The 23,019-nt window shown below is 67.6% G+C and carries 23 protein-coding genes and 1 pseudogene; 9 read left to right on the top strand and 15 right to left on the bottom strand.

The window, feature by feature from the left end:
• Positions 1 to 38: 38 nt before the first annotated feature.
• The 3 genes and pseudogenes from ACTPOE_RS02265 to ACTPOE_RS02255 form a co-directional block, all read right to left on the bottom strand.
• Positions 39 to 878, bottom strand: coding sequence for a TatD family hydrolase (locus ACTPOE_RS02265; protein WP_458870573.1), 840 nt, complete (start codon positions 876 to 878; stop codon positions 39 to 41).
• 157 nt (positions 879 to 1,035) lie between these two features.
• Positions 1,036 to 1,728: pseudogene (locus ACTPOE_RS02260) on the bottom strand (ABC transporter ATP-binding protein); the annotation flags it as partial.
• On the bottom strand, positions 1,721 to 2,992 hold the full coding sequence (locus ACTPOE_RS02255) for a lipoprotein-releasing ABC transporter permease subunit (protein ID WP_458870572.1): 1,272 nt from the start codon (positions 2,990 to 2,992) through the stop codon (positions 1,721 to 1,723). The pseudogene ACTPOE_RS02260 and the gene ACTPOE_RS02255, both read right to left, overlap by 8 nt.
• A gap of 43 nt (positions 2,993 to 3,035) precedes the next feature.
• On the opposite strand from ACTPOE_RS02255, the gene ACTPOE_RS02250 reads away from it, so the two are divergent.
• Entirely contained in the window at positions 3,036 to 3,947 is a 912-nt protein-coding gene (locus ACTPOE_RS02250; protein WP_458870570.1) for a hypothetical protein, read from the top strand.
• Positions 3,932 to 5,638 carry a single-stranded-DNA-specific exonuclease RecJ gene (gene recJ / locus ACTPOE_RS02245; RefSeq protein WP_458870569.1) on the top strand — a complete coding sequence of 569 codons (1,707 nt, stop codon included), beginning with the start codon at positions 3,932 to 3,934 and terminating at the stop codon, positions 5,636 to 5,638. Before ACTPOE_RS02250 ends, recJ begins: the two co-directional genes overlap by 16 nt.
• A gap of 55 nt (positions 5,639 to 5,693) precedes the next feature.
• On the opposite strand, the gene ACTPOE_RS02240 is transcribed toward recJ, so the two are convergent.
• Together ACTPOE_RS02240 and ACTPOE_RS02235 are read right to left on the bottom strand one after the other, a co-directional pair.
• The gene (locus tag ACTPOE_RS02240) at positions 5,694 to 6,623 is read right to left on the bottom strand and encodes a DMT family transporter (RefSeq protein ID WP_458870568.1); all 930 of its coding nucleotides are present in this window, start codon (positions 6,621 to 6,623) and stop codon (positions 5,694 to 5,696) included.
• Positions 6,620 to 7,528: a DMT family transporter gene (locus ACTPOE_RS02235; protein ID WP_458870567.1), complete on the bottom strand. Its 909-nt coding sequence runs from the start codon at positions 7,526 to 7,528 to the stop codon at positions 6,620 to 6,622. The genes ACTPOE_RS02240 and ACTPOE_RS02235 overlap by 4 nt, the downstream gene beginning before the upstream one ends.
• A gap of 314 nt (positions 7,529 to 7,842) precedes the next feature.
• Here ACTPOE_RS02235 and infA point away from each other — a divergent pair, with 314 nt between their 5' ends.
• Positions 7,843 to 8,109 (top strand): translation initiation factor IF-1, encoded by a 267-nt coding sequence (gene infA / locus ACTPOE_RS02230; RefSeq protein WP_454479915.1) that lies wholly within the window; start codon positions 7,843 to 7,845, stop codon positions 8,107 to 8,109.
• Positions 8,110 to 8,214: 105 nt separating this feature from the next.
• Here infA and ACTPOE_RS02225 read toward each other — a convergent pair whose 3' ends face one another.
• The 4 genes from ACTPOE_RS02225 to ACTPOE_RS02210 all read right to left on the bottom strand — a co-directional run bounded on the left by ACTPOE_RS02225 (position 8,215) and on the right by ACTPOE_RS02210 (position 11,878).
• A complete protein-coding gene (locus tag ACTPOE_RS02225; protein WP_458870566.1) occupies positions 8,215 to 9,033 on the bottom strand; it encodes a type 2 periplasmic-binding domain-containing protein in 819 nt (272 codons plus the stop codon).
• 31 nt (positions 9,034 to 9,064) lie between these two features.
• On the bottom strand, positions 9,065 to 9,793 hold the full coding sequence (locus tag ACTPOE_RS02220; protein ID WP_458872732.1) for an ABC transporter permease: 729 nt from the start codon (positions 9,791 to 9,793) through the stop codon (positions 9,065 to 9,067).
• Between the two features lie 154 nt (positions 9,794 to 9,947).
• Positions 9,948 to 11,009 carry an ABC transporter substrate-binding protein gene (locus ACTPOE_RS02215; RefSeq protein ID WP_458870565.1) on the bottom strand — a complete coding sequence of 354 codons (1,062 nt, stop codon included), beginning with the start codon at positions 11,007 to 11,009 and terminating at the stop codon, positions 9,948 to 9,950.
• A 95-nt stretch (positions 11,010 to 11,104) separates the two neighbouring features.
• Positions 11,105 to 11,878, bottom strand: a complete 774-nt coding sequence (locus ACTPOE_RS02210; RefSeq protein WP_458870564.1) for an ABC transporter ATP-binding protein — start codon at positions 11,876 to 11,878, stop codon at positions 11,105 to 11,107.
• A 179-nt stretch (positions 11,879 to 12,057) separates the two neighbouring features.
• Here ACTPOE_RS02210 and ACTPOE_RS02205 point away from each other — a divergent pair, with 179 nt between their 5' ends.
• The 4 genes from ACTPOE_RS02205 (at position 12,058) to ACTPOE_RS02190 (ending at position 15,622) form a co-directional block, all read left to right on the top strand.
• Positions 12,058 to 12,528 carry a hemerythrin domain-containing protein gene (locus ACTPOE_RS02205; protein ID WP_458870563.1) on the top strand — a complete coding sequence of 157 codons (471 nt, stop codon included), beginning with the start codon at positions 12,058 to 12,060 and terminating at the stop codon, positions 12,526 to 12,528.
• A gap of 196 nt (positions 12,529 to 12,724) precedes the next feature.
• Positions 12,725 to 13,729 carry a TRAP transporter substrate-binding protein gene (locus tag ACTPOE_RS02200; protein WP_458870562.1) on the top strand — a complete coding sequence of 335 codons (1,005 nt, stop codon included), beginning with the start codon at positions 12,725 to 12,727 and terminating at the stop codon, positions 13,727 to 13,729.
• 76 nt (positions 13,730 to 13,805) lie between these two features.
• Positions 13,806 to 14,348 (top strand): TRAP transporter small permease, encoded by a 543-nt coding sequence (locus ACTPOE_RS02195; protein WP_458870350.1) that lies wholly within the window; start codon positions 13,806 to 13,808, stop codon positions 14,346 to 14,348.
• Positions 14,345 to 15,622, top strand: coding sequence for a TRAP transporter large permease (locus tag ACTPOE_RS02190; protein ID WP_458870351.1), 1,278 nt, complete (start codon positions 14,345 to 14,347; stop codon positions 15,620 to 15,622). The genes ACTPOE_RS02195 and ACTPOE_RS02190 overlap by 4 nt, the downstream gene beginning before the upstream one ends.
• 112 nt (positions 15,623 to 15,734) lie before the next feature.
• On the opposite strand, the gene ACTPOE_RS02185 is transcribed toward ACTPOE_RS02190, so the two are convergent.
• Positions 15,735 to 16,772, bottom strand: coding sequence for a tellurite resistance/C4-dicarboxylate transporter family protein (locus ACTPOE_RS02185; RefSeq protein ID WP_458872731.1), 1,038 nt, complete (start codon positions 16,770 to 16,772; stop codon positions 15,735 to 15,737).
• A gap of 269 nt (positions 16,773 to 17,041) precedes the next feature.
• Between ACTPOE_RS02185 and prfB the strand changes: the two genes are divergently transcribed.
• Together prfB and lysS are read left to right on the top strand one after the other, a co-directional pair.
• A protein-coding gene (prfB, locus tag ACTPOE_RS02180) for a peptide chain release factor 2 (protein WP_458870561.1) occupies positions 17,042 to 18,146 on the top strand; the annotation gives its coding sequence in 2 pieces (ribosomal slippage) (positions 17,042 to 17,122 and positions 17,124 to 18,146; 1,104 coding nt in all).
• 16 nt (positions 18,147 to 18,162) lie between these two features.
• Entirely contained in the window at positions 18,163 to 19,677 is a 1,515-nt protein-coding gene (gene lysS, locus ACTPOE_RS02175) for a lysine--tRNA ligase (RefSeq protein WP_458870560.1), read from the top strand.
• Between the two features lie 86 nt (positions 19,678 to 19,763).
• Here the strand turns inward: lysS and iscA are convergent, their stop codons facing one another.
• The 5 genes from iscA to ACTPOE_RS02150 all read right to left on the bottom strand — a co-directional run bounded on the left by iscA (position 19,764) and on the right by ACTPOE_RS02150 (position 22,986).
• Positions 19,764 to 20,087, bottom strand: a complete 324-nt coding sequence (gene iscA, locus ACTPOE_RS02170; RefSeq protein ID WP_458870558.1) for an iron-sulfur cluster assembly protein IscA — start codon at positions 20,085 to 20,087, stop codon at positions 19,764 to 19,766.
• Positions 20,056 to 20,487, bottom strand: coding sequence for an iron-sulfur cluster assembly scaffold protein (locus tag ACTPOE_RS02165; RefSeq protein ID WP_458870557.1), 432 nt, complete (start codon positions 20,485 to 20,487; stop codon positions 20,056 to 20,058). Before ACTPOE_RS02165 ends, iscA begins: the two co-directional genes overlap by 32 nt.
• Positions 20,487 to 21,698: an IscS subfamily cysteine desulfurase gene (locus ACTPOE_RS02160; protein ID WP_458870556.1), complete on the bottom strand. Its 1,212-nt coding sequence runs from the start codon at positions 21,696 to 21,698 to the stop codon at positions 20,487 to 20,489. Before ACTPOE_RS02160 ends, ACTPOE_RS02165 begins: the two co-directional genes overlap by 1 nt.
• A 15-nt stretch (positions 21,699 to 21,713) precedes the next feature.
• The gene (gene iscR, locus ACTPOE_RS02155) at positions 21,714 to 22,238 is read right to left on the bottom strand and encodes a Fe-S cluster assembly transcriptional regulator IscR (RefSeq protein ID WP_458870555.1); all 525 of its coding nucleotides are present in this window, start codon (positions 22,236 to 22,238) and stop codon (positions 21,714 to 21,716) included.
• A 256-nt stretch (positions 22,239 to 22,494) separates the two neighbouring features.
• Positions 22,495 to 22,986, bottom strand: a complete 492-nt coding sequence (locus ACTPOE_RS02150) for a low molecular weight protein-tyrosine-phosphatase (RefSeq protein WP_458872730.1) — start codon at positions 22,984 to 22,986, stop codon at positions 22,495 to 22,497.
• Positions 22,987 to 23,019: the final 33 nt, after the last annotated feature.

The raw sequence follows: 23,019 nt of genomic DNA, 5'->3' as shown, positions 1-23,019 counted from the left end.
CCGGAACGCCTCACACGCATTCCGGTCCAGCCGGGAAACTACGCAGCGACCGTTCTGTCCAAGGCGCGCGCCAACCGGGGCAGCACCCGGCAGCCATTGGCGAAGCACTGCCCGACCAAGGTCTCGGTCTCGACACCACGCAATTCGGCCAGAGTACGAGCGATCCCGGCCGTTTCCGCCGGTTCATTACGCGCCGGCCCGAGCCGGCCATCGGGACCGCGCCCCAGCCAGGCGGGCGGGATGTCGGGCGCGTCGGTTTCCAGCACCAGGGCCTCGGCCGGCAATTCGGTCGCCAGGCGGCGGATCCGCAGGGCGCGCTCGAAGGTCATGGCTCCGCCCATGCCCAGCGCGAAGCCCTGCGCGATGAACTGTTCCGCCTGCTGGAAGCTGCCGTTGAAGGCATGGGCGATGCCGCCGATGGGCGGGCGGCGGCGCAGGTGCTTGAGCAGCGTGTCCTGGGACCGGCGCACGTGCAGCAGCACCGGCAGGCCGTGGCGCCGCGCCAGATCCAGCTGGCGGACGTAGAATTTTTCCTGGCGGACGCGGCCTTCCGGTGTGCTCACGGCGGGCACGAAGAAATCCAGCCCGATCTCGCCGATCGCCACCAGCTTGGGATCGTCCCGCGCCGCCGCCAACGCGGCATCCAGCGCGTCCAGGTCTTCCTCGCCGGATCGATCGACGTACAGCGGATGGATGCCCAGGGCGTAGCAGGCGCCCGGGGTGGCACGCGCCAGGTCCTGGACGACCGTGAAATTGGCGCGCATCACGGCCGGGACCACGATGCCTCGGACACCCGCCCGCCGCGCCCGCTCGATCACGACCGGCCGGTCCGCGTCGAACTCGAGGGCGTCCAGATGGCAGTGGGTGTCGATCAGCATGGATTCTCCGTTCGAACAGCCGCCAGGCGGTCAGGCACGGCCCAGAGAGCCGGCCACGACTCGCGCCCTACCCGGCCCCATCCACCTCGCCACTTGCAGGCGGCTCGGATTCGTCGGACATGGCGCAGTCCGAAGGGACTGCGCCATGTCCGGCCTCGTCCTCGGCCAGCAGCCCCGCCTGCATGTGGAAGCGCCGGTGCGCCAGGGCCGCCAGCGCCGGATCGTGGGTGACGATGACGAAGGCCGTGCCCAGTTCCCGGTTGATGCGGGCCAGCAGGTCAAACATGGCAGCGGCCGTATGGCGGTCCAGGTTGCCGGTCGGCTCGTCGGCCAGCACACAGGCCGGCCGGGTCACCAGCGCCCGCGCCAGGGCCACGCGCTGGCGCTCGCCGCCCGACAACTGGCCCGGAAAATGCGCGGCCCGGGCGGACAGGCCGACCTGATCGAGCATCGCGGCCGCCTGCTCCCGGGCCTGGGCGCGCGTGCAGCGACGCACGATCAGGGGCATGGCCACATTGTCCAGCGCGGTGAATTCCGGCAGCAGATGGTGGAACTGGTAGACGAAGCCCAGGGCCTGGTTGCGCAGCCGGCTGCGGCGCCGTTCGTCCAGCCCCGTGGCGGCCTGGCCGGCGATCCACAGCCGCCCTTCGTCCGGTTCGTCCAGCAGGCCCAGCACGTGCAGCAGCGTGCTCTTGCCCGAACCCGAGGCGCCGACGACCGCGACCATTTCATGGGCATGGACCGACAGGCTGACGTCCCGCAGGACCTCGACCCGCCCGGCCCCCTCGTCGTAGGTCTTGGCCAGGTGTTCGGCGCGCAGCACGGCATCGATGGCGACGGGATCAGTCATGGCGCAGCACCTGGGCGGGTTGCAGGCGGGACGCCCGCCAGCTGGGATACAGCGTGGCCAGCAGGGACAGGACCAGGGACGTGCCGCCGATCACGGCGATGTCGCCCAGCTGGGGGTTGGACGGCAGTTCGCTGATGAAATAGATCTGCTGGGGCAGGAACTGGATGCCCAGCATGTGCTCGATCCAAGGGACGATGACATCGATGTTGTAGGCCACCAGCGTGCCCAGCGCGACGCCCCCCAGCGTGCCCACCACGCCGATCAGGGCGCCCTGGATCAGGAAGATGCGCGCGATCTCGGCCGGCGTAGCCCCCAGGGTGCGCAGGATGGCGATGTCCGAGCGCTTGTCCTTGACCGCCATCACCAGCGAGGACAGCAGGTTGAAGGCTGCCACCGCCACGATCAGGGTCAGGATCAGGAACATCATGCGCTTCTCGGTCTGCACGGCGGCGAACCAGGTACGGTTGTTCTGGGTCCAGTCCATGGCCCGCACGCCCGCCGGCATCCGCTCCAGCAGCGCATGAGCCACACGGGGGGCACGCTGCATGTCGGCGATGCGCAGGCGCACGCCGCTCACGCCGCTGTCGCGGAACACCCGGGCGGCGTCCTGGACGTCAACGAACACCAGCGAGGCATCGTACTCGTAATAGCCCGAGGAGAAGATCCCCGACACCGTGAACTGGCGCATGCGCGGCGTGAAGCCCGCCGGCGAAATCGATCCCTGCGGCGCCAGCAGCAGGACCGTGTCGCCCACCATCAGCCCCAGGGACTGGGCGATCTGACTGCCCACCACCATGCGGAACGAACCCGGTTTCAGGCTATCGAGCGTCCCCGAGGCCATCTGGCCCGCCAGGTCGGACACTTCCGTCTCGATGGCAGGATCGATACCGCGCACCTGCACGCCGCTCAGGCCCTGGCCACGCGCCAGCATGCCCTGGGCCGCGACGAACGGAGCCGCGCCCCGGACCGCCGGGTCCCGGCGGGCGGCGTCGGCCAGGTCCCGCCAATGCTCCAGCACCTGCTCGTGGTCCGAGCCCGGCACGTACAGCTCGATATGCGGCAGCACCGACAACATACGGTCGCGTACCTGGGTCTGGAAGCCGTTCATCACCGACAGGACAATGATCAGCGCCGCCACCCCCAGGCCGATGCCCGCCATGGAGCTGGCCGCCACGAAGGACACGAAGCGGTCGCCCCGGCGTCCGCCCCGCCCCGCGCGGGCCAGGCCCGCGTAGCGCGCCCCTATCCACCATTCATACGCCATGCGACTCGCCATCCTCGTCCGATTGATACCCTACAATTCCGCCATGCACATCGTGATTCCCGGGGCATTGCCCGAACCCGAGGTGGCCGCCGAACTGGCGCCTCATCTGGCGCAACGCGCCCCCACCCTGACCCGCTGGCTGGGCTTCGGCACGCCCCGGACGGCGGCCTGTCCGGCCGCGGACACCTGGTGCACGCCGCTGGAACACTGGCTGCTCCAGGCGCGCGGATTCACGCCGGCGCAAGACGAGCATATTAGCGCAGGTCTGGGGCCGCTGCGCCTGCCCGGCGCGGACGACGAGCCCGTCTGGCTGGCGGAACTGATCCACATGGCGCCCTCGCGCGACGGCGCGGCCCTGCTGCCGGCCGACACGCTGGCGATCACAGCCGAACAGTCCGCCGCCCTGATGGAAGCCGCCCGCGAACCGATCGAAGACAGCGGCATCGCTCTGACGCAGGACACCCCCGACACCTGGCGGGTGCGTTGGCCGGAACCCATCCGTCTGGCCTGCGCCAGCCCGGCGCTGGTCGCCGTCAGCGCCGTCAACGACTGGTGGCCTCAGGATCCGGTGGCGCGCCCCTGGCGGCGCCTGGCCAACAGTCTGCAAATGGCCTGGCACGAGCATCCGGTCAATCAGCGGCGCCAACAGGACGGCCTCGCCCCGATCAACAGCCTGTGGCTGTACGGCGGCGCGCGCCGCAGCCAATTGAGCCGACCGCTCCCGGACGATCTGCGCATCGAACCCGCGCTGCAGGCCCATGCCGTCGCCCAGGACTGGGGCGGCTGGATCGAGGCGCTGGCAGGCCTGGAGCGACGCTGCTTCGCCCCCCTGGCCGGCGCCGCGCCCACGCTGGTGCTGACCGGGCGCGAGCGCACCGTGGAACTGGATGCGCGCGCCGGCTGGCTGCGGCGTCTGCGTCCGCTTGACTGGAGGCGCTGGTGGTGCGCCCGCTGATCCTCGCGCGCGGTGCCGACCCGGCCCGCGCGCAGGCGCTGGCGGCGGCCGGCGTCCACCCGCTGCTGGCCCGCCTGTGGGCCGCCCGCGGCCTGGATCAGGCCGGCCCCACCGAATGGGCCGCCCTGATCCCGCCGACCCGGCTCGCGCATGTGGACCGGGCCGGCGAACTGCTGGCCGACGCGATCCAGGCGGGACAGCGGCTGCTGATCGTGGCCGACTACGACTGCGACGGCGCCACGGCCTGCGCCGTGGCCGTGCGCGCCCTGCGCGAGATGGGCGCCCAGGTCGATTTCCTGGTCCCCAACCGCTTCGAGACCGGCTACGGCCTGTCGCCGGCCGTGGTCGAACTGGCCCGGCGCCATCCGGCCGGCAAACCCGATCTGCTGGTGACGGTGGACAACGGCATCGCCAGCCTCGAAGGCGTCGCGGCGGCGCGCGCCGCCGGGATCGAGGTCATCGTCACCGACCATCACCTGCCCGGCCCCGATCTGCCCGACGCCCTGGCCATCGTCAATCCCAATCAGGCCGGCTGCGGCTTCCCTTCCAAGCACCTGGCCGGCGTGGGGGTGATCTTCTACGTCATGCTGGCCCTGCGCGCCGCGCTGCGCGCGCGCGGCGCCCTGCCGGCCAGAGGCGAACCCAAACTCGAGGTCTACGCCGACCTGGTGGCCCTGGGAACGGTGGCCGACGTGGTGCGCCTGGACGCCAACAACCGGCTGCTGGTCGGCCAGGGGCTGCGGCGCATCCGCCAGGGCCGCATGCAGGCCGGGCTGGCGGCTCTGTTCGAAGTCGCCGGCCGCGATCCGGCGCGGGCCGGCACGGACGACCTGGGCTTCGCCCTGGGGCCGCGCATCAACGCCGCCGGCCGCATGGCCGACATGAGCCTGGGCATCCACTGCCTGCTGGAAGACGATCCCGGCCGCGCCCTGGCACTGGCGCAATCGCTGGACGAGATCAACCGCGAACGCCGCGCGCGGGAGACCGTCATGCGCGACGAGGCCCTGGCGCACCTGGACGCTCACGCTCACGAGGCCCGCGCCGCCAGCGTCTGCGTCTGGCAACCCGGCTGGCACCCTGGGGTGATCGGCCTGGTGGCCTCGCGCCTGAAGGAAACCTACTGGCGTCCCGCCCTGGCTTTCGCGCCGGACGACGGCGACACCCTGCGCGGATCGGGCCGCTCGATCCCCGAGGTCCATCTGCGCGACGCGCTGGACCTGGTCAGCAAGCGCCTGCCAGGCGCCATCCTGCAGTTCGGAGGCCACGCCATGGCGGCCGGCCTGACCCTCAGGACCGCTGCCTTCGATGATTTTTCGCGGCAATTCGATGACGCCGTGCGCACCCTGAGTGCGCGCGAATCCTTCGAACCGCGCCTGGACACCGATGGCTCGCTGGAGCCGGACTACCTCACCGTGGAGACCGCCGGCCTGCTGGCCGACCAGATCTGGGGCTCGGGATTTCCGCCGCCGCTGTTCCAGGACCGTTTCCGCGTCCTGCACCAGCGCCTGCTGAAGGACAAGCACCTGAAGCTGTTCCTGGAACGCGACGGTCTGCGCCTGGACGCCATCTGGTTCAATCACGCGGAGCCCCTGCCGGACGCCATCGAGGCCGTCTACCGGCTGGACTGCAACACCTGGGGGGGGCGCAGCACCGTGCAGCTGCTGATCGAGGACGCCCGGAACGCGACCTGAGGATGGCCCGGCAAGCCTTCCGCGCGCGGTCGCACCACCCGACCGCCGGCGGCGTTCAGCCTGGAGTGGCGGCTCCGGACCGTGCCGGCCACGCGGCCAGCAGCAGGCCCGCCAGGGCGAGGCCGAAGGCCAGAGCCTGTGGAATTCCAAAAGGCTCGTCCAGCATCCAGACCCCGACGCAGGCCGACCCGACCGGCAGCATCACGGTGAACACCCCCGCGCGCGAGGCCGGCACCCGGCGCAGGCCCGTCATCCACAGCCAGATGGTCCAGCTCGACGCCAGCCCGTAGAACACCAGCAGCCCCCACACCGGCCAGGACACCGCGGCGAAGTCGAAACCCCGGGCGGTCCAGGCGCCCGCCGGCAGCATCAGCGCGAAGCCCCACAGGTTCATCAGGGCGCTGATGCGCCGCGACGACAGGACGGCCGTCAGGCGCTTGCCGATCACGGCATAGCAAGCTTCGCACAAGACCGCGCCGCCCAGCAGCGCGTAGCCCAGCCAGCGGTCGCCGCCACCGTCCACCGGAACTTCCCCGGGCCCGGGCCGCGCCAGCGCCAGGAGGGCGATGCCGGACACCGCGCAGACGATGGCCGCCAGCACCCGGGGGCGGATCGCCTCGCGCAGCGCGACACGGCTGAGCACCGCGATCGCGGCCGGAATGGCCGACATCACGATCCCGGCTGCCACGGCGCCGCTGTAGCTGACGCCCAACACCATGAAGACCGTGAACAGGAAACTGCCGATGAAGGCTTCCAGGAACACCAGCAGGCGCACGCGCGGGGTGGGCGCGGGCTCCGCGGCCGGCCGGCGCAGCCAGTGCAGCATGCCCGCGCCGCCGATACCGAAGCGCAGCCAACCCAGCAGGAACACGGGAAACACCGCGGCCAGCGACTTGCTCAATGCCACGCAGGCGCCAACGATGAACATGCTGGCCGCCAGGCTGCCGTAGGACAGCAGGGGCGTCCCTTCCCCCTGCGCGTTCATGCCCGCGACTGCCGCGACGACAGCACGATGCCGCCGATGATCAGGGCGAAGGCCAGCGCGTGGAAGAACCGGGGGCTTTCCCCCAGCAGACCCAGCGATAGCAACGCCGCGATCAGCGGCGTCAGGTTGTTGAAAAAGCCCGCGAGCGTCGGTCCGACGCGCTGCACCCCGGCGCCCCAACAACGAAAGGCGACGACCGCCGGCCCCACCGCGACGAAGGCGACGGTCAGCGCCAGGGGCCAGCCCCAGTCGATCCGCCAGTCCGTCAGGCTCCATTCGAGCGCGGCGAACAGGCCCGACCAGGCCACGCCATAGACCACCTGTCCAAGCAGGAAGCCGGCCCAGTGGGCCCGCACTGGCGCGTCGGCCGGCACCCGGGTCAGTTGCCAACTGTAGAAGGCCCAGAGGATGGTGGCCAGCACCATCAGCAGGTCTCCGGCCACGAAGTGGAGCGCCAGGAGCTTGCTCCAATCGCCCTGGGACAGCACCACGGCCACCCCCGCCAGCGACAGCGCCGATCCGGCCACCTGAGCCGGCCGGATCGGCGCGCCATGAAACACCCGCCCCACGATCAGCATCCAGACGGGCATGCTGGCCGCCACCAGCGTCACATTCACCGGCGTCGAAGTATGCAGCGCCAAGTATTGCAGCGAGTTGTAGAGCCCCACCCCCAGCAGGCCCAGCACGGCATAGCGCCGCCATTCCCGCCAGACGGCGCTGCCGGCGCGCAGCACCCCGTAGCCAAGAGGCAGAAGCAGCATCAGGGCCAGCGCCCAGCGCAGGAAATTCAAGGTCAGGGGCGGCACCATCTGGGCCACCGCCCGGCCGACGACAGCGTTGCCCGCCCACATCAGGGGCGGAACCAGCAGCAGGGCCACCGTGCCGGGGCTCAGTCGTTCGTTCATCAGAGATCGGAAAACGGGAGATCAGCGGGAATTCTAACCGCACCGGGCGGACGCCCCGACGGCCGGTGAAATTGTGGCCTCCGGTTCTTGACATAAGATGCTTCAAGCACTATCATATAAGTGCTTGATAATCAGCGGTTTTCAATTCTGGCTGCATTTTTTGCCAGTCTACGCGGTATCCGTCCCGCCGTCCCCTCGGGGGCTTCGCGCCCCTGCCCGGATTTCGATCGTCCCTGCGACCCCACCCGCACGCAGCGCCCCGGAAGCGGCGCATGCCCGCTGATCCTTTGTCCCACTCACCGGAGCGCACCACAATGGCCAAAGAAGAACTGCTCGAAATGCATGGATCCGTGACGGAAGTCCTGCCGGATTCCCGTTTCCGCGTGACCCTGGACAATGGGCATCCTGTCATCGCCTACACCGGCGGCAAGATGCGCAAGCATCACATCCGCATCCTGGCGGGCGACCAGGTCACTCTGGAAATGTCGCCCTACGACCTCACCAAGGGCCGCATCACCTTCCGCCACCTGAACCGCGGCCCCGGCGCCGGCAGCGCCCCGGCGCCCCGTCGCCGGCACTGATCGCCGGCGCCGATCCCGCCCCTTTCCGTCAGGCGCGGCCGATTCAGGCCATGCACTCCCGCCTCCGGCGGCGCTTCGGCGCCCGCCTCCTCTTCCCGAAAAACCTCAGTGACAGTCCGGCACTGTCTGGTCCAGATAGACCTCGAAGGCGATGTCCCGGGCCTGCATCCGCGCGAGCTCGCGCAACCGCTCCGGCGACATGGCCTGGCGCACGGCGGCCTCGCGGGGCGCCGACAGGTCGTCCCGCATCAGGCGCGTCAGCCCCTGCGTCCGATAGGGCGCCAACTGCGCCGAGAACTTCTTCCACTCGGGAAATGCCAGCAGCTGCTTGAGAAGATCCTCGTCCTGCACGGCCGCATCGCACTGGCCGATCCGCAGCGCCAGCAAGGCGTCGGCCGCCGAGGCGTAGATCTGCTCGATCGCCCCGAAACGAGCCGACAGTTCGCCGGACACGCGGCCATCGGCGCTCAGGCAGACGGTACGCCCGCTCAGATCGGACCATGCATGGATATCGGTGTCGGTGCGCATGATCGCCATGGGAGCGGCCGACCAGGCCAGCCGCGCGACGCGCACGCCCTCCGGCGGCGCGGCGCCTTCGCCGGGCCACACACCGACCCAGGCATCCAGTTCACCCTCGCCGACCTGCCGCGCGGCCTGTTCGGCAGCCACGGCCCGCAGGGGAGCGCCTCCCTGTCCCGTCCGCCCCGCCAGGATCTCGATGCGGGCCGTGGTGCGGGCCTTGGCGCCCGGCGCCCGTGGCGTCTGCACCTCCGCCACGCCCAGGACCCAGCCATCGCCCGAGGCGGGCATCGGCGCGGTCCCGGCAAGCGCCGCTGACGCGTCGGCCCGCGGAACGGCCAGCGCCCCGGCCACCAGTCCGGCCAGCAGGCCGACCCGGAGGGACGAATATGAAGATTCCTTCATGGCTTTGCACGCCCCGGCCATGGACCGGACCTCACACGTATTGATAGCGCAGCACCTTGCGCTTGATGTTTTCCAGGAATACCTGATCGATCAGCGTGGCCAGGATGGCGATGGTCAGGATGTTGGCCATCACGCCCACCATGTCCGCGGTCTCGCCCGCATAGGCCAAAGAACGGCCCAGACCCTGGCCGAAGCCGATCAGCATCTCGGCCGAGATCAGCGCCCGCCAGGCATTGCCGAAGGCCAGCTGGGCGCCTGTGATCAGCTCCGGCATGACGGCGGGCAGATAGACGCGCCGCAGCATGTCCCAGGGATTGGCCCCCATGACCCGGGCGGCCGACACATGGGTCTGCAGCACACTCTCGGTCGCGTTCATGACCGACAGGGCCGCCGGGAAGAATGCGGCCAGAGCGATCACCACGATGATGGGCACGTTGCCGAAACCCATCAGGATCAGGAACAGCGGCACCCAGGCGATCGAGGGGATCGACTGCAGGATGATGATGGCGGACTTCAAGACTTCGCGGAAAAAGACCATCAGCCCGCCAGCCAGGCCGAAGCCAATGCCGAACAGCAGCGCGAAACCATAGCCGACCCCCAACCGCCCCATGCTGCCGGCCAGGATGGCGCGGAATTCGGCGGTCTGGATGTCGTGCCATACGCGCTCCAGCACCTTGGGCACGCCGGGCATCAGAAAGTCCGGCAGAGTCCAGGCGGCCATTTGCCAGAACAGCAGAATGGCGGCGATGGCGATCAGCATGGCCAGCTTGCGCGCGGCCGGGGACAGGCGTCGTTTTTTACTCATGGATTCCAGACACGACATGGCCGGGCGCCAGGAAACTTCAGAAGTTCCCTACCCGGCCATCAGGATGTTTCAGACGAGGCGCCATTATCGCACCCGGCCACCTCGCGCATCAAAGCTTGCGGGCCCGCTGCCAGTCCAGATCGACGATGGATTTCACTTCGTAGGGCTTGCCGTCCTGGGTCTTCAGCGCGCCCTGGGCCTGCATGATGTCGGCCACTTCCTGCATGCGCGCCAGGTCCTGCGGCGTCAGCGCGGCGCTGAAGGTCTGGGTCTGGATCGCCTTGCTGATGATTTGCTCGCGCGGCACATCGCCGTGCTTCAGGGTCTTCAAGGCCGGCTCGGCGATGAAGTAGCCGGCGATCAGCCTGGCGGCCTCGTCGGGCTTCTTCTGCAGCAGGTCGATGGCCTCGCGCTGGGCGTCCAGAGACTTCCAGACCAGGTCCTTCCTGTTCTTCAGGGTCTCGCCCGAGGTGATCGTCACCATGCAGGGAAAGGGCCAGACTTCGCCGATCTCGTAGATTTGCTTCACCGGCGCGATCAACTGGGCGATGCTGGCCTGGGGCTCGAACAGAAAGGCCGCGTCCACGCGCTTGCCGACCAGGGATTGCACGGCCACCTGCGGGCTCACGCCCAGGACCGTCACGTCCTCGGGGACCAGGCCGGCGCTCTTCAGCACCACGCCGCGCAGCACCGTATCGGCCGTGCTGCCCTCCTTCTGCGAAGCCAGGGTGTGGCCTTTCAGGCCGGCCACGTCCTCGATGCCAGTGTCCTCGCGCACCACCAGCGCATGAAAGCCGCGTTGCGCGCCGGCCACCACCTTCAGATCCGCGCCACGCGAGGACCAGGAGGCGGCGTTGGTGAAGCCCAGTACACCGGTGTCGAGCTGGCCGCCGACGATGGCCTTGATCAAGTCGGTGCCCGACTTGAACTCGACCAGTTGCACGTCCAGGCCCTGTTTCTCGTAGAACTTGCCCTCGTAAGCGGCAATGGCCTGGGCATCGTCCATGACGCGGATGTAGCCGACCTTGAAAGGCTCGGCGGCCTGCGCCTGGGACGCCAATGTCAACGCGGCGAGAAGGGGGATCAGGAAGCGACCGCCCCCACGCCGACGCCGCGCCTGCGGCTTGCTGTCCACTTCACAGTTTGCATGCCGCTCGGATTCGCCAGGCATGCGACAGTCCACAGGGATTGCCGCATGTCCGGGCTCATCTCCCAGAGGGGTGTTTTTTGCCTTGGGGCGACCCGGCGTCAAAAAGTGGCTGAGCTTCATGCTGCGAGTTCCTCGGGAATGGAAGGGGAATGTTCAGTGTCGTCGACGATGCCCAGCAAGCTCAGGATTTCCCGGCGCATGGCGGAGAAGTCCGACAGGTCGTGCGTTTTGTCGGTGTCCGACAGGTGGAATTCCTTCAGCACGCGCGATGGCCGGGCACTGAAGACCAGGATGCGGTCGGCCAGGAACAGCGCCTCGTCCACATCGTGGGTGACCAGCAGCACTGTGGGCCGGGTTTCGCGGATCAGGGTGCGCAGGGCGTCCTGCAGGGTCATGCGGGTCAACGCGTCCAACGCGCCGAAGGGCTCGTCGAGCAGCAGCACCTCGGGGTGCGTGATGAAGGCACGCGCCAGGGCGCAGCGCTGGCGCATGCCGCCCGAGACCTGATGCGGAAAATAGTCCTCGAAGCCCTTGAGCCGGACCTTGTCCAGCCACAACAGCGCCTGGCGCCGGGCCTCGGCCCGGCCGACTTTCTGCAGCTCCAGGGCCATGGCCACGTTCTGGACCAGGGTCAGCCAGGGATACAGGGCGTTTTCCTGAAACATCAGCATGCGGCTGGGATCGGGCTTGCGCACCGGCCGGCCGTCGACCAGCACTTGGCCGGACGAAGGCTTTTCCAGGCCCGCGGCCATATGCAGCAGGGTGGACTTCCCGCAGCCCGACGGCCCGACCAGCGCCACCAGTTCGCCCGGCGCGATGTCGCGTTCGAAGCATTCGACCACCCGCAGGTCGCCGAAACGCTTTTCAATCTGCCTGAAGGAAAGATTCATATGCGAAAAATGGCCGGAAAGAAATCGGTTCAATGATGTTCGATACTTTAACGATCCCTCTTAATGAGCAACAACGATTTGTTCACCATTTCTTTATTTCTAATGGAAATATAAAGATCGGGATTGGATCGAAGCCGGACCGAAGCGCTACGATAGGATGTCCCCACTCCGGAATCCCCATGCCCAGTTCATCCCCTCCGGATCCGCTCGCCCGTTTGCAGGCCGTCCATGCCGAGACCCGCCGACATCTCCAGGCACTGGCCGCCGGCCGCGTCCCCGCCCCGGCCTCCTTCGCCGCCTGGATCGACGGTCCGGCGCGCATCGCCTACGACATCCTGGAACAACACCTGTTTCCCGCGCTGATCGAATCCATGGCGGGATCCGACGCCGTGTGTCTGAAAGGCATGACCGGCGGCCTGGCCCGAGGCCGCGCCGATCTGGACCGGCGCTGGCGCCGGGCCGTCCGCCCCGCGCTGGACGGTTTCGCCGATCCGGCTGCCCACGACACCCGTGCCGCCTGGACCGGCGACTATCTGGCCTGGCTGGCGCGCGTCGACGAGGAACTGCTGCCCATGGCGACCCGCCTGCTGGACGCCGCCGCCCTGGACGAGCTGGCTGCCGACTGCGCCCGGCTCGACGGCGGCGCCTGAAGGCCGCCTCGGCCCGACTCGCCGCAAGGACTCGTTCAGAGGATCCCAAGGCCATTTCTAGTGGTTTGCCCTTGTCGACGCGCGCGTCGATTCCTGCCTATACTCCGCACGTTCAACTGCCGTTCAGTCAGCAGACTGTCAGCCGGACGTCATGGCTTTCCCCGCATGGCGCGCCTCAACCCCGGAGACCTCCCCAATGAAATTCGCGACCACCCGCATCGCCGCCGCCGTCGGCCTGTCCCTGACCCTGGGGCTCGCCGCCGCCACCGCCCACGCCGCCCCCATCGTCGTCAAGTTCAGTCACGTCGTCGCTGAATCCACTCCCAAGGGCCAGGGCGCGCTGAAGTTCAAGGAACTGGCGGAAGCCGCCCTGCCGGGCAAGGTCGAGGTCCAGGTGTTCTCCAACTCCCAGCTCTTCGGCGACGGCAAGGAAATGGAAGCCCTGCTGCTGGGCGACGTGCAGATCATCGCCCCGTCCCTGGCGAAATTCGACCGCTACACGAAGAAGATCCAGATCTTCGACCTGCCCTTCATGTTCGACGACATGGACGCATTGGACCGCTTCCAGAGCGGCCCCAAGGGCCAGGAACTGCTGGATTCGATGAAGTCCAAGGGCATCAAGGGGCTGGCCTACTGGCACAACGGCCTCAAACAGCTGTCCACCAACAAGGACAAGCTCACCCGCCCGGAAGACGTCAAAGGGCTGAAGTTCCGCATCCAGGCTTCCGACGTGCTCGAGGCCCAGTTCCGCCAGCTGGGCGCCAACCCCCAGAAGCTGGCCTTCTCCGAGGTCTACCAGGCCCTGCAGACCGGCGTGGTCGACGGCGCCGAGAATCCCTGGTCCAACATCTACTCGCAGAAATTCCACGAAGTCCAGAAGACCATCGCGGTCACCAATCATGGCGCCCTGGACTACATGGTGATCACCAACTCCGGCTGGTGGGACGGTCTGCCCGAAGACGTCCGCGCCGGCCTGCAGAAGGCCATGGCAGGCGCCACGGAACACGCCAACAAGCTGGCCGCCGAGATCAACGACCGCGACCAGAAGCGCATCGCCGAGGCCGGCAAGGCGAAGATCCAGACCCTGTCCAAGGAAGACGTCGCCGCATGGCGCACCACCATGCGCCCTGTCTGGGACAAGTTCCAGGATCAGATCGGCAAGGACATCATTGACGCCGCCGTCGCCTCCAACCAGAAATAAGGCGCGGGATTTTCCCATTGCCCGACCACGGCCGCTTCCCAGCGGCCGTTTCATATCCTGAAAAGGAGAACCTGCCATGCTGAAAAACTGGCTGGAACACATCGAGGAAGGCCTGATCGCCTTTCTGCTGGCCGCGATGACCGTGGTGACCTTCGCCCAGGTCGTGGCCCGCTACGTCTTCAACTACAGCTTCGTCTGGGCGCTGGAGTTGACCATGTACTTCTTCGGCGCCCTGATCTTCCTGGGCATCTCCTACGGCGTGCGCGTGGGCGCGCATATCGGGGTGGACGCCTTCGTGCGCATCCTGCCGGCGCGCGCCGCCCACAAGCTGGCCATCGCCAGCACCCTGCTGTGCATCCTGTACGCCGTCATCGTTGTCTACGGCGCCTGGATCTACGTCGACAAGATCCACACCATCGGCATCATGGCCCAGGACCTGCCCATTCCGCAGTGGGTGCCGCGCATCGTGCTGCCCCTGGGCTACGCGCTGCTGATCTGGCGCCTGGGCGAGGTCCTGTGGAATCTGCTGCGCGGCGGCCACGCCTCGCTGCTGGGCGACGAGGTCGCCGACGCCATGAAACTGCTCGACGAGGACGAGTCCAAGGGAGACGCCGCATGACCACCACCGCCCTGTTCATCCTGCTGTTCGTCTTCATGTTCATGGGCATGCCCGTGGCCGTGGCCCTGGGCCTGTCCTCGCTGTTGACCATCATGGCCTTCGGCCACGACTCGCTGGCTTCGCTCTCGCTCAAGCTCTACGAGACCTCCGAGCACTTCACCCTGATGGCCATCCCCTTTTTCGTACTGGCCGGCGCCTTCATGACCACCGGCGGGGTGGCCCGGCGCATGATCCGCTTCGCCATCGCCACGGTCGGCCACCTGCACGGCGGCCTGGCCATCGCCTCGGTGATGGCCTGCGTGCTGTTTGCCGCGGTCTCGGGCTCCTCGCCGGCCACCGTGGTGGCCGTGGGCTCGATCGTGATCGCCGGCATGGTGCGCGCCGGCTACTCGCAGTCCTTCGCCGCGGGGGTGATCTGCAACGCCGGCACCCTGGGCATCCTGATCCCGCCGTCGATCGTCATGGTGGTCTACGGCGCGGTCACGGAGACCTCGGTGGGCGCGCTGTTCATGGCCGGCGTGGTCCCCGGACTGCTGCTGGGCCTGGTGTTGATGGTGGCCATCTACATCGTGGCGCGCGTGCGCGACATGCCGCGCCAGCCGCGCGCCAGCGCCGGCGAGGTCCTGGCGGCCGGACGCGACTCGATCTGGGGACTGCTGCTGATCGTCATCATCCTGGGCGGCATCTACGGCGGGGTCTTCACCCCGACCGAGGCGGCCGCCGTGGCCGCGGTCTACGCGTTTGCCATCGCGGTCTTCGTGTACCGCGACATCGGCATGCGCCAGGTGCCCGAGGTCCTGATCGACGCGGCCAAGGTGACCATCATGCTGATGTTCATCATCGCCAACGCGTTGCTGTTCGCCCACGTCCTGACCACCGAGCGCATCCCGCAGGCCATCGCCGAGCAGATCATCGCCTGGGACATGAGCGGATGGCAGTTCCTGATCGTGGTCAACATCCTGCTGCTGGTGGCCGGCGCCTTCATGGAGCCTACCGGCATCATCCTGATCCTGGCCCCGATCCTGTTTCCCATCGCCACCCAGATGGGCATCGATCCGGTGCACCTGGGCATCATCATGGTGGTCAACCTGGAGATCGGCATGGTGACCCCGCCCGTGGGCCTGAACCTGTTCGTGACCGCGGGCATCACCAAAATGAGCATCGGACAAGTCGTGCGCGCCGCCTTCCCCTGGCTGCTCCTGCTGCTCACCTACCTGGTCTTCATCACCTACGTGCCCGCCGTCAGCCTCTGGCTGCCCGGCCTGCTCGGCTGAGTCTCAGGCCGCCTCGGCGGCCGACACACGGCTGCCATACGAGGCCGCCACAATCCCCCTCCAGCCCGGGCCTGGAGGCCCGGGCGCCCGAGGCCGCCGCACGAAGGCGGCCTCAGGCCAGACCGGCCCGACCCGGCGAGCGCACGACCCGCGCCACCTGGCGGACCATCCCGGCGAACGTCAGCGCCCAGGCGAACAGCGCGACATACAGGAACCCCCGGGGCAGCGCGGCGAGAAAGCCGAACTCCATGGCGCGGTCCATCTGCCAGGTGCAGGCCGCGTACATGCCCAGCGGGAACACCGCGCCCCAATACAGGGGATCGTACTGGAACGGGAAGCGCTGGAAGACGTAGCGCCAGATCCCCAGCAGCAGCAGCATCGGGATCCACCAGGTGCCGGTGGCCCAGTAGAACACCGTGAAGCCCTTCAGGAAGGGCAGCAGCGACACCAGATATGGGGCGTGGGGCGCGTTCAGGATCAGCAGCGAGCCGGCCAGGGTGGAGATCGCCATGGCGCCCATGTTGATCCAGTACGGCGGCGCCAGATCGTCGGGCGAGAAGCGGAAGAACACGTAGCGGTAGAAGATCAGCGACATCATCCAGATGTACAGCATCCCGCCCCACAGCCACATCGACAGCGCCATCAGATTCAATTCCAGGCGGAAAGGCTGGCCGATGCGCGCGGCCAGCAGCGCGCTGGAAACCGCCAGCGACTGGGTCGCCACCACCGCCAGCAGCCAGGCGCCGCTGATCCCGCGGTCCAGCGTGGGCTTGTCCGGTTTCACGGTAAAGGCGGTGAAAATGGTGTAGGTCAGTCCCAGCCACAGCACCACCGCCACGGCCCACAGGACGAAACCGACCCGGACGCTGTCGGTCTGCACGATGAACTGGCTCGCCAGGATGCCGGTGCCGGCCACCGTGGTGAAATAGCCCGGCCCCTTGAGATGATCCACCATGTCGCCGAAAAAGCGGCGGGGGTGATGGAACGCCCGCAACGCATACAACACGCACAACACGGCATATTGCACCACATTCAGCAGGAACAGCAGCCGCGACACCTGCGGCAGGCCCATCATGCCCGCGCCCAGAGAGACGATCCCGGTCGCCATCACCAGGCCGAAATAGGCCGGCGACAGGCCAGCCAGAGCCATACGCCAGCCCGCCGGCGGCGCCCCGCCGCCGGCCCGCAACGCGGTGGCCGCGGCCGACGCCGGCACCCGGCGCCGGTCGTCCGAAGAAGTCCTGTCCATACCTGCCCTCCCCCATGCGGCCCCCCGGACCCATGTCCGTTTATGCGGCCGCGCTAAAATGCTCGATTATCCCCATAATTCGACGCGAATGAACATTGGGGCGAGCCCCGCCGGATGCGGCGGCGCGCGCACCTCGACGCGCCGGACAGACACCGACACAGGAAATCTCCATGGAAGCCGAACGCCAGAACCAGATCATCGCCCGCATCGACGACTACGCCGAGCGCCAGGGACTGCTGCGGAGGTATCTTTGACTACGATGCCAAGGCCGAACGCCTGCTCGTCGTCAACGCCGAACTGGAAAGCCCGGACGTCTGGGACGATCCGCAGCACGCCCAGGAACTGGGCCGCGAAAAAAAATCCCTGGAAACCGTCGTCCACACGCTGGCCGACCTGGAACGCGGCCTGAACGACGCGCGCGACCTGTTCGAACTGGCCAGCGCCGATGACGACGACGCCACCCTGCTCGCCATCGAGCAGGACTGCGCCGCCCTGGGCGAACGCCTGGAAGCGCTCGAATTCCGCCGCATGTTCTCCAACCCGGCCGATCCCCTGAACTGCTTTGTCGACATCCAGGCCGGCGCCGGCGGCACAGAGGCCCAGGACTGGGCTTCCATGCTGCTGCGCCAGTACCTGCACTACGGCGAACGCAAGGACTTCAAGGCCGAGGTCCTGGAAGAGTCCGAAGGCGAAGTCGCCGGCATCAAGTCGGCCACCATCAAGTTCGAGGGCGAATACGCCTACGGCCTGCTGCGCACCGAGACCGGCGTGCACCGCCTGGTGCGCAAGAGTCCCTTCGATTCGTCCAACGGCCGGCACACGTCCTTCGCCAGCGTCTTCGTCTATCCGGAGATCGACGACTCCTTCGAGATCGACGTCAATCCGGCGGACCTGCGCATCGATACTTACCGCGCCAGCGGCGCCGGCGGCCAGCACATCAACAAGACCGACTCGGCCGTGCGCATCACGCACCAGCCCACCGGCATCGTCGTGCAATGCCAGAACGACCGCTCCCAGCACCGCAACCGCGCCGAGGCCATGCAGATGCTGAAATCGCGCCTCTATGAACTGGAAATGCGCAAACGCATGGCCGAGCAGCAGAAGCTGGAAGACGCCAAGAGCGACGTGGGCTGGGGCCACCAGATCCGCTCCTACGTCCTGGACCAGAGCCGCATCAAGGACCTGCGCACGGGCGTCGAAATCTCCAACACCCAGAAGGTCCTGGACGGCGACCTGGACCCCTTCATCACGGCCAGCCTCAAGCAAGGCGTCTGACTCCAATTATCAAGACATGACTTCGACCGAAACCCAAGCCCCCGACGAGAACCGCCTGATCGCCGAGCGCCGCGCCAAGCTGGATGCGCTGCGCCAGGCCGGCCCCGCCTACCCCAACGACTTCCACCCCGACGCCCGCGCCGCCGACCTGCACCGGGACTGCGGCGCACTGGATGAGGATGCCCTGCAGGCCCTGGGCCAGCGCGCCCGCGTCGCGGGGCGCATGATGCTCAAGCGGATCATGGGCAAGGCCAGCTTCGCCACGCTGCAGGACGCCACCGGCCGCCTGCAGCTGTATCTGGACCGGGGCGTGCTGGGCGATGAAGCCTACGCCGCCTTCAAGTCCTGGGACATCGGCGACATCGTCGGCGCCGAAGGCGAAGTCTTCAAGACGCGCAAGGGTGAACTCTCGCTGCGCGTGCAGTCCCTGCGCCTGCTGTCGAAATCCCTGCGCCCCCTGCCCGACAAGTTCCACGGCGTGGCCGACCAGGAACTGCGCTACCGCCAGCGCTACGTGGACCTGATCATGACCGAGGGTACGCGCGACACCTTTCTGTCGCGCAGCCGCATCATCACCGCGATCCGCCAGATCATGTCGGAGGCCGATTTCCTGGAAGTCGAGACCCCGATGCTGCACCCCATCCCCGGCGGGGCGGCGGCCAAGCCCTTCATCACCCACCACAACGCGCTGGACATGCAGATGTACCTGCGCATCGCACCGGAACTGTACCTGAAGCGCCTGATCGTGGGCGGCTTCGAGCGGGTCTTCGAGATCAACCGCAATTTCCGCAACGAGGGCGTCAGCCCGCGCCACAATCCGGAATTCACGATGATGGAATTCTATGCGGCGTACACGGACTACCGCTGGCTGATGGACTACACCGAGTCCCTGATCCGCGAGACTGCGCGGCGCGTGTGCGGCACCGCCACCCTGAACTATCAGGGCCAGCCCCTGGACCTGGAACGCGCCTTCGACCGCCTCACCATCGTCGAGGCCATCCTGAAGCACGCCCCGGGCTACGTCCCCGCTCAACTCCAGGACGAAGCCTGGCTGCGCAGCGAACTGCGCCGCCTGGGCGCGGACATGAATGGCCCGGCCCTGGCCCATGCGGGCCTGGGCGCGCTGCAACTGGCGCTGTTCGAGGAAACCGCCGAGGCCAGGCTCTGGCACCCGACCTTCATCATCGACTATCCGGTAGAGGTTTCGCCGCTGGCGCGGGCCTCCGACGCTCAGCCCGGCATCACGGAACGCTTCGAACTGTTCGCCTGTGGGCGCGAGATCGCCAACGGCTTTTCCGAACTGAACGACCCGGAAGACCAGGCCGCGCGCTTCCACGCCCAGGTGGCCGCCAAGGACGCCGGCGACGAGGAAGCCATGTACTACGACGCGGACTACGTGCGTGCCCTGGAATACGGCATGCCCCCCACCGGCGGCTGCGGCATCGGCATCGACCGGCTGGTGATGATGCTGACCGACAGCCCCAACATCCGCGACGTGATCCTGTTCCCGCACCTGCGGCGCGAAGACTGAGGTTCGTCCGCACCCGCCCCAGCCTCAATCGGAAAGGCCGGTTTCCCCGGCCTTTTCTTCGTCTGCCGCGCGGGGGAATCCGCCGTTCAGACCGTGAACGATTCCCCGCAGCCGCAGGCGGCCTTTTCGTTGGGGTTGCTGAAGCGGAACCCCTCGTTCAGGCCTTCGCGAGCGTAGTCCAGTTCCGTGCCCTGCAGGTACGGCAGGCTGTCGGGCGCCACGTACACGCGCGCGCCGAACTGCTCGAAGACCTGGTCCTCGGCGACGGGATCATCCACGTATTCCAGATGGTAGGACATGCCCGAGCAGCCCGAGGGCTTGACCCCCAGGCGCAGGCCCAGGCCCTTGCCGCGTTTGTCCAGATGCCGCTGGATGTGTTCAGCGGCTCGTTGAGTCAGCGTGATTCCCATGATGTGCCTCAGGAATGGTGTGTTTGTCAGTATAGTCGGCCACGGCCGCGCGGATGGCGTCCTGGGCCAGCAACGCGCAGTGCAATTTGTCGGTGGCCAGGCCCAGGGCCTGGACGAAATCCTGGCTGCCGATGGCCAATGCCTGGTCCAGGTCGCGCCCCCGCAGCCACTCGGTCGCCAGCGACCCGGCCGCGATGGCCTCGCCGCAGCCGAAAGCCCGGAAGCAGGCGGATTCTATGGTAGCGCCATCCAGCCGGATCTGCAGTTTCAGGATCTGACCGAGTTGCGGCGAGCCCACCAGCGCGGTGCCAACCCGGGGGTCTTCCGCATCGAAGGAGCCGACGTTGCGCGGATGCAGGTAGTGCTCCAGGACCTGCGGCCCATACGGCGGACCCGACATCAGCAGTGCTCCGCCCAGGCGCCCAGGGTGCCCTGCCGGCGCATTTCCCACAAAGGGGACAGATCCCGCAGGCGCCCGATCTGGGCGCGCAGCAGCCGCACGGCGCGATCCACTTCGTCCCGCGTGGTGGTGCGCCCCAGAGTCAGGCGCAGCGAACTGTGCGCCAGGGTGTCGCTGCGCCCCAAGGCGCGCAGCACGTGGGACGGCTCCAGGCTGGCCGAGGTGCAGGCCGAGCCCGAGGACACGGCCAGCTCCGGCACGGACATCAGCAGCGCCTCGCCCTCGACGTGGGCCACGCTGATGTTCAGTGTATGCGCCACGCGCCGGTCCGCATCGCCGTTGAGATAGACGTCCGGCAGATCGCGCAGGCCGTCCCACAGGCGGTCGCGCAGCGCACGAATGCGGGGGACCTCGTCGTCCATCAGCTCGGCCGCCAGGGCGAAGGCCGCACCCATGCCGACGATCTGATGGGTGGGCAGCGTACCCGAGCGCAGGCCGCGCTCGTGCCCTCCGCCGTGGATCTGGGCCTCCAGGCGTACGCGCGGCTTGCGGCGCACATACAGCGCCCCGACACCCTTGGGGCCGTAGATCTTGTGCGCCGACAGGGACATCAGGTCCACGCCCAGCGCCTGCACGTCGATCGGCAGCTTGCCGGTGGCCTGGGCGGCGTCGGTATGGAACAGGATGCCGCGTTCGCGGCACAGCGCCGCCAGAGCGGCGACATCCTGGATGACTCCGATTTCGTTGTTGACCAGCATCACCGACACCAGGATCGTGTCGGGACGCAGGACGGCAGCCAGGGCGTCGGGCCCCACCAGGCCGTTGGCGTCCACGTCCAGCCAGGTGACCTCGAAGCCCTGGCGCTCGAGTTCCAGGCAGGGATCCAGCACCGCCTTGTGCTCGGTGCGGACCGTGACGATGTGCCTGCCCCGTCCGGCATGGAAATGGGCCGCGCCCTTGATCGCCAGGTTGTCGGACTCGGTGGCGCCGGAAGTCCAGACGATTTCACGCGGATCGGCGTGAATCAGTCCCGCGACCTGAACCCGGGCCTGTTCCACGGCCTCTTCCGCATCCCAGCCCCAGGCATGGCTGCGCGAGGCGGGATTGCCGAAACGCTCGGCCAGCCAGGGCAGCATGGCCTGGAGAACCCGTTCGTCGACGGGCGTAGTGGCGGAATAGTCCAGGTAGATCGGGGACGGATCCTGTGGCATCGAAACTCCGGTCAATCAGGCCGATACGGGCTCCTGGGCACGGGAATCGGCCGCCACCGGCGTGATCGGGATCGTCGGGCGGCCGTTGTTGCGCATATGGCCGGATTCCTGCCATTCACGCAGGCGCTGCTGGTCGACCAGATCCTGCAGCGAGACCGAGTCCAGGTATTCCAGCATTTTACGACTCAAAGTCGCCCACAGGTCGTGGGTCATGCATTTGCCGCTATGGCCATTGCGGCCGATGTCGCAATTCTCCTTGCCCCCGCAACTGGTGGCGTCCAGCGGCTCGTCCACGGCGAAGATGATGTCGGCTACGGAGACGTCGCGCGCATGCCGGGCCAGCGTGTAGCCACCCCCCGGACCGCGCACGCTATCGACCAGTTCGTGCCGGCGCAGCTTGCCGAACAGCTGTTCCAGGTAAGACAGGGAAATGTTCTGACGCGCGCTGATGGCGGCCAGCGTGACCGGGCCGCTATGGTGGCGCAGGGCCAGATCGATCATTGCCGTGACGGCGAAACGTCCCTTGGTCGTCAAACGCATGGTGAGGTCCTCTGTGGGTGCGGAGAATTCATGGGCATCTCTAATACCCGACTATTTAAGTCAAGTGTACCCTATTACCCGACTAAAACACTCGGTTTTAATCAGGAAAGATTGGGAAAACTTGACGCTTGTCAATTCCCGGCACGCACCAGGGGCATCGCGACCATCTCGCGCCTGGAGTCTGGAGCGCATCCCGCGCCCAAAATGCAAGGGGCGCCCCAGCAGGCGCCCCTCCAGGCCCGGAGAAGGAAGAGGATCAGGCGGCCTGGTATTGCAGCGCGCGCTTGCGCACCAGTTCGAGAACGCCTTGACAGGAGTCTTCGATGTAGTCCAGGATCTTGTTGAAGCCTTCGGGGCCGCCGTAGTAGGGATCGGGCACCGTGGCTTCCTCGAATTCGTTCGAGAAACGCATCAGCAGCATGAGCTTGTGCTGATAGATCTTGGGGCACTGCTGCTGCAACGCGGACAGGTTTTCCCAGTCCATGGCCAAAATCAGGTCGGCGTCACGGAAATCGTCGGTGCGGATCTGCCGGGCCACCAGCGCCGACAGGTCGTAGCCGCGCTTGCGCGCGGCGGCCTGGGCGCGCGCATCCGGAGCCTCGCCCACATGGAAATGGTGGGTTGCTGCGGAATCAACGGCAATGGCGTCGGACAGCCCGACCTCGTCGACGAGATGCTGGAACACGCCCTGGGCGGTGGGGGAGCGGCAGATATTGCCCGTGCAGACAAAAAGTACCTTATGCATGATGGTGAAAGTGTGCGGGAAAACCCGGAAATTGGC

Source organism: Castellaniella sp. WN, from assembly GCF_054457555.1.
This window is presented reverse-complemented; position numbering and strand designations above follow the sequence as displayed.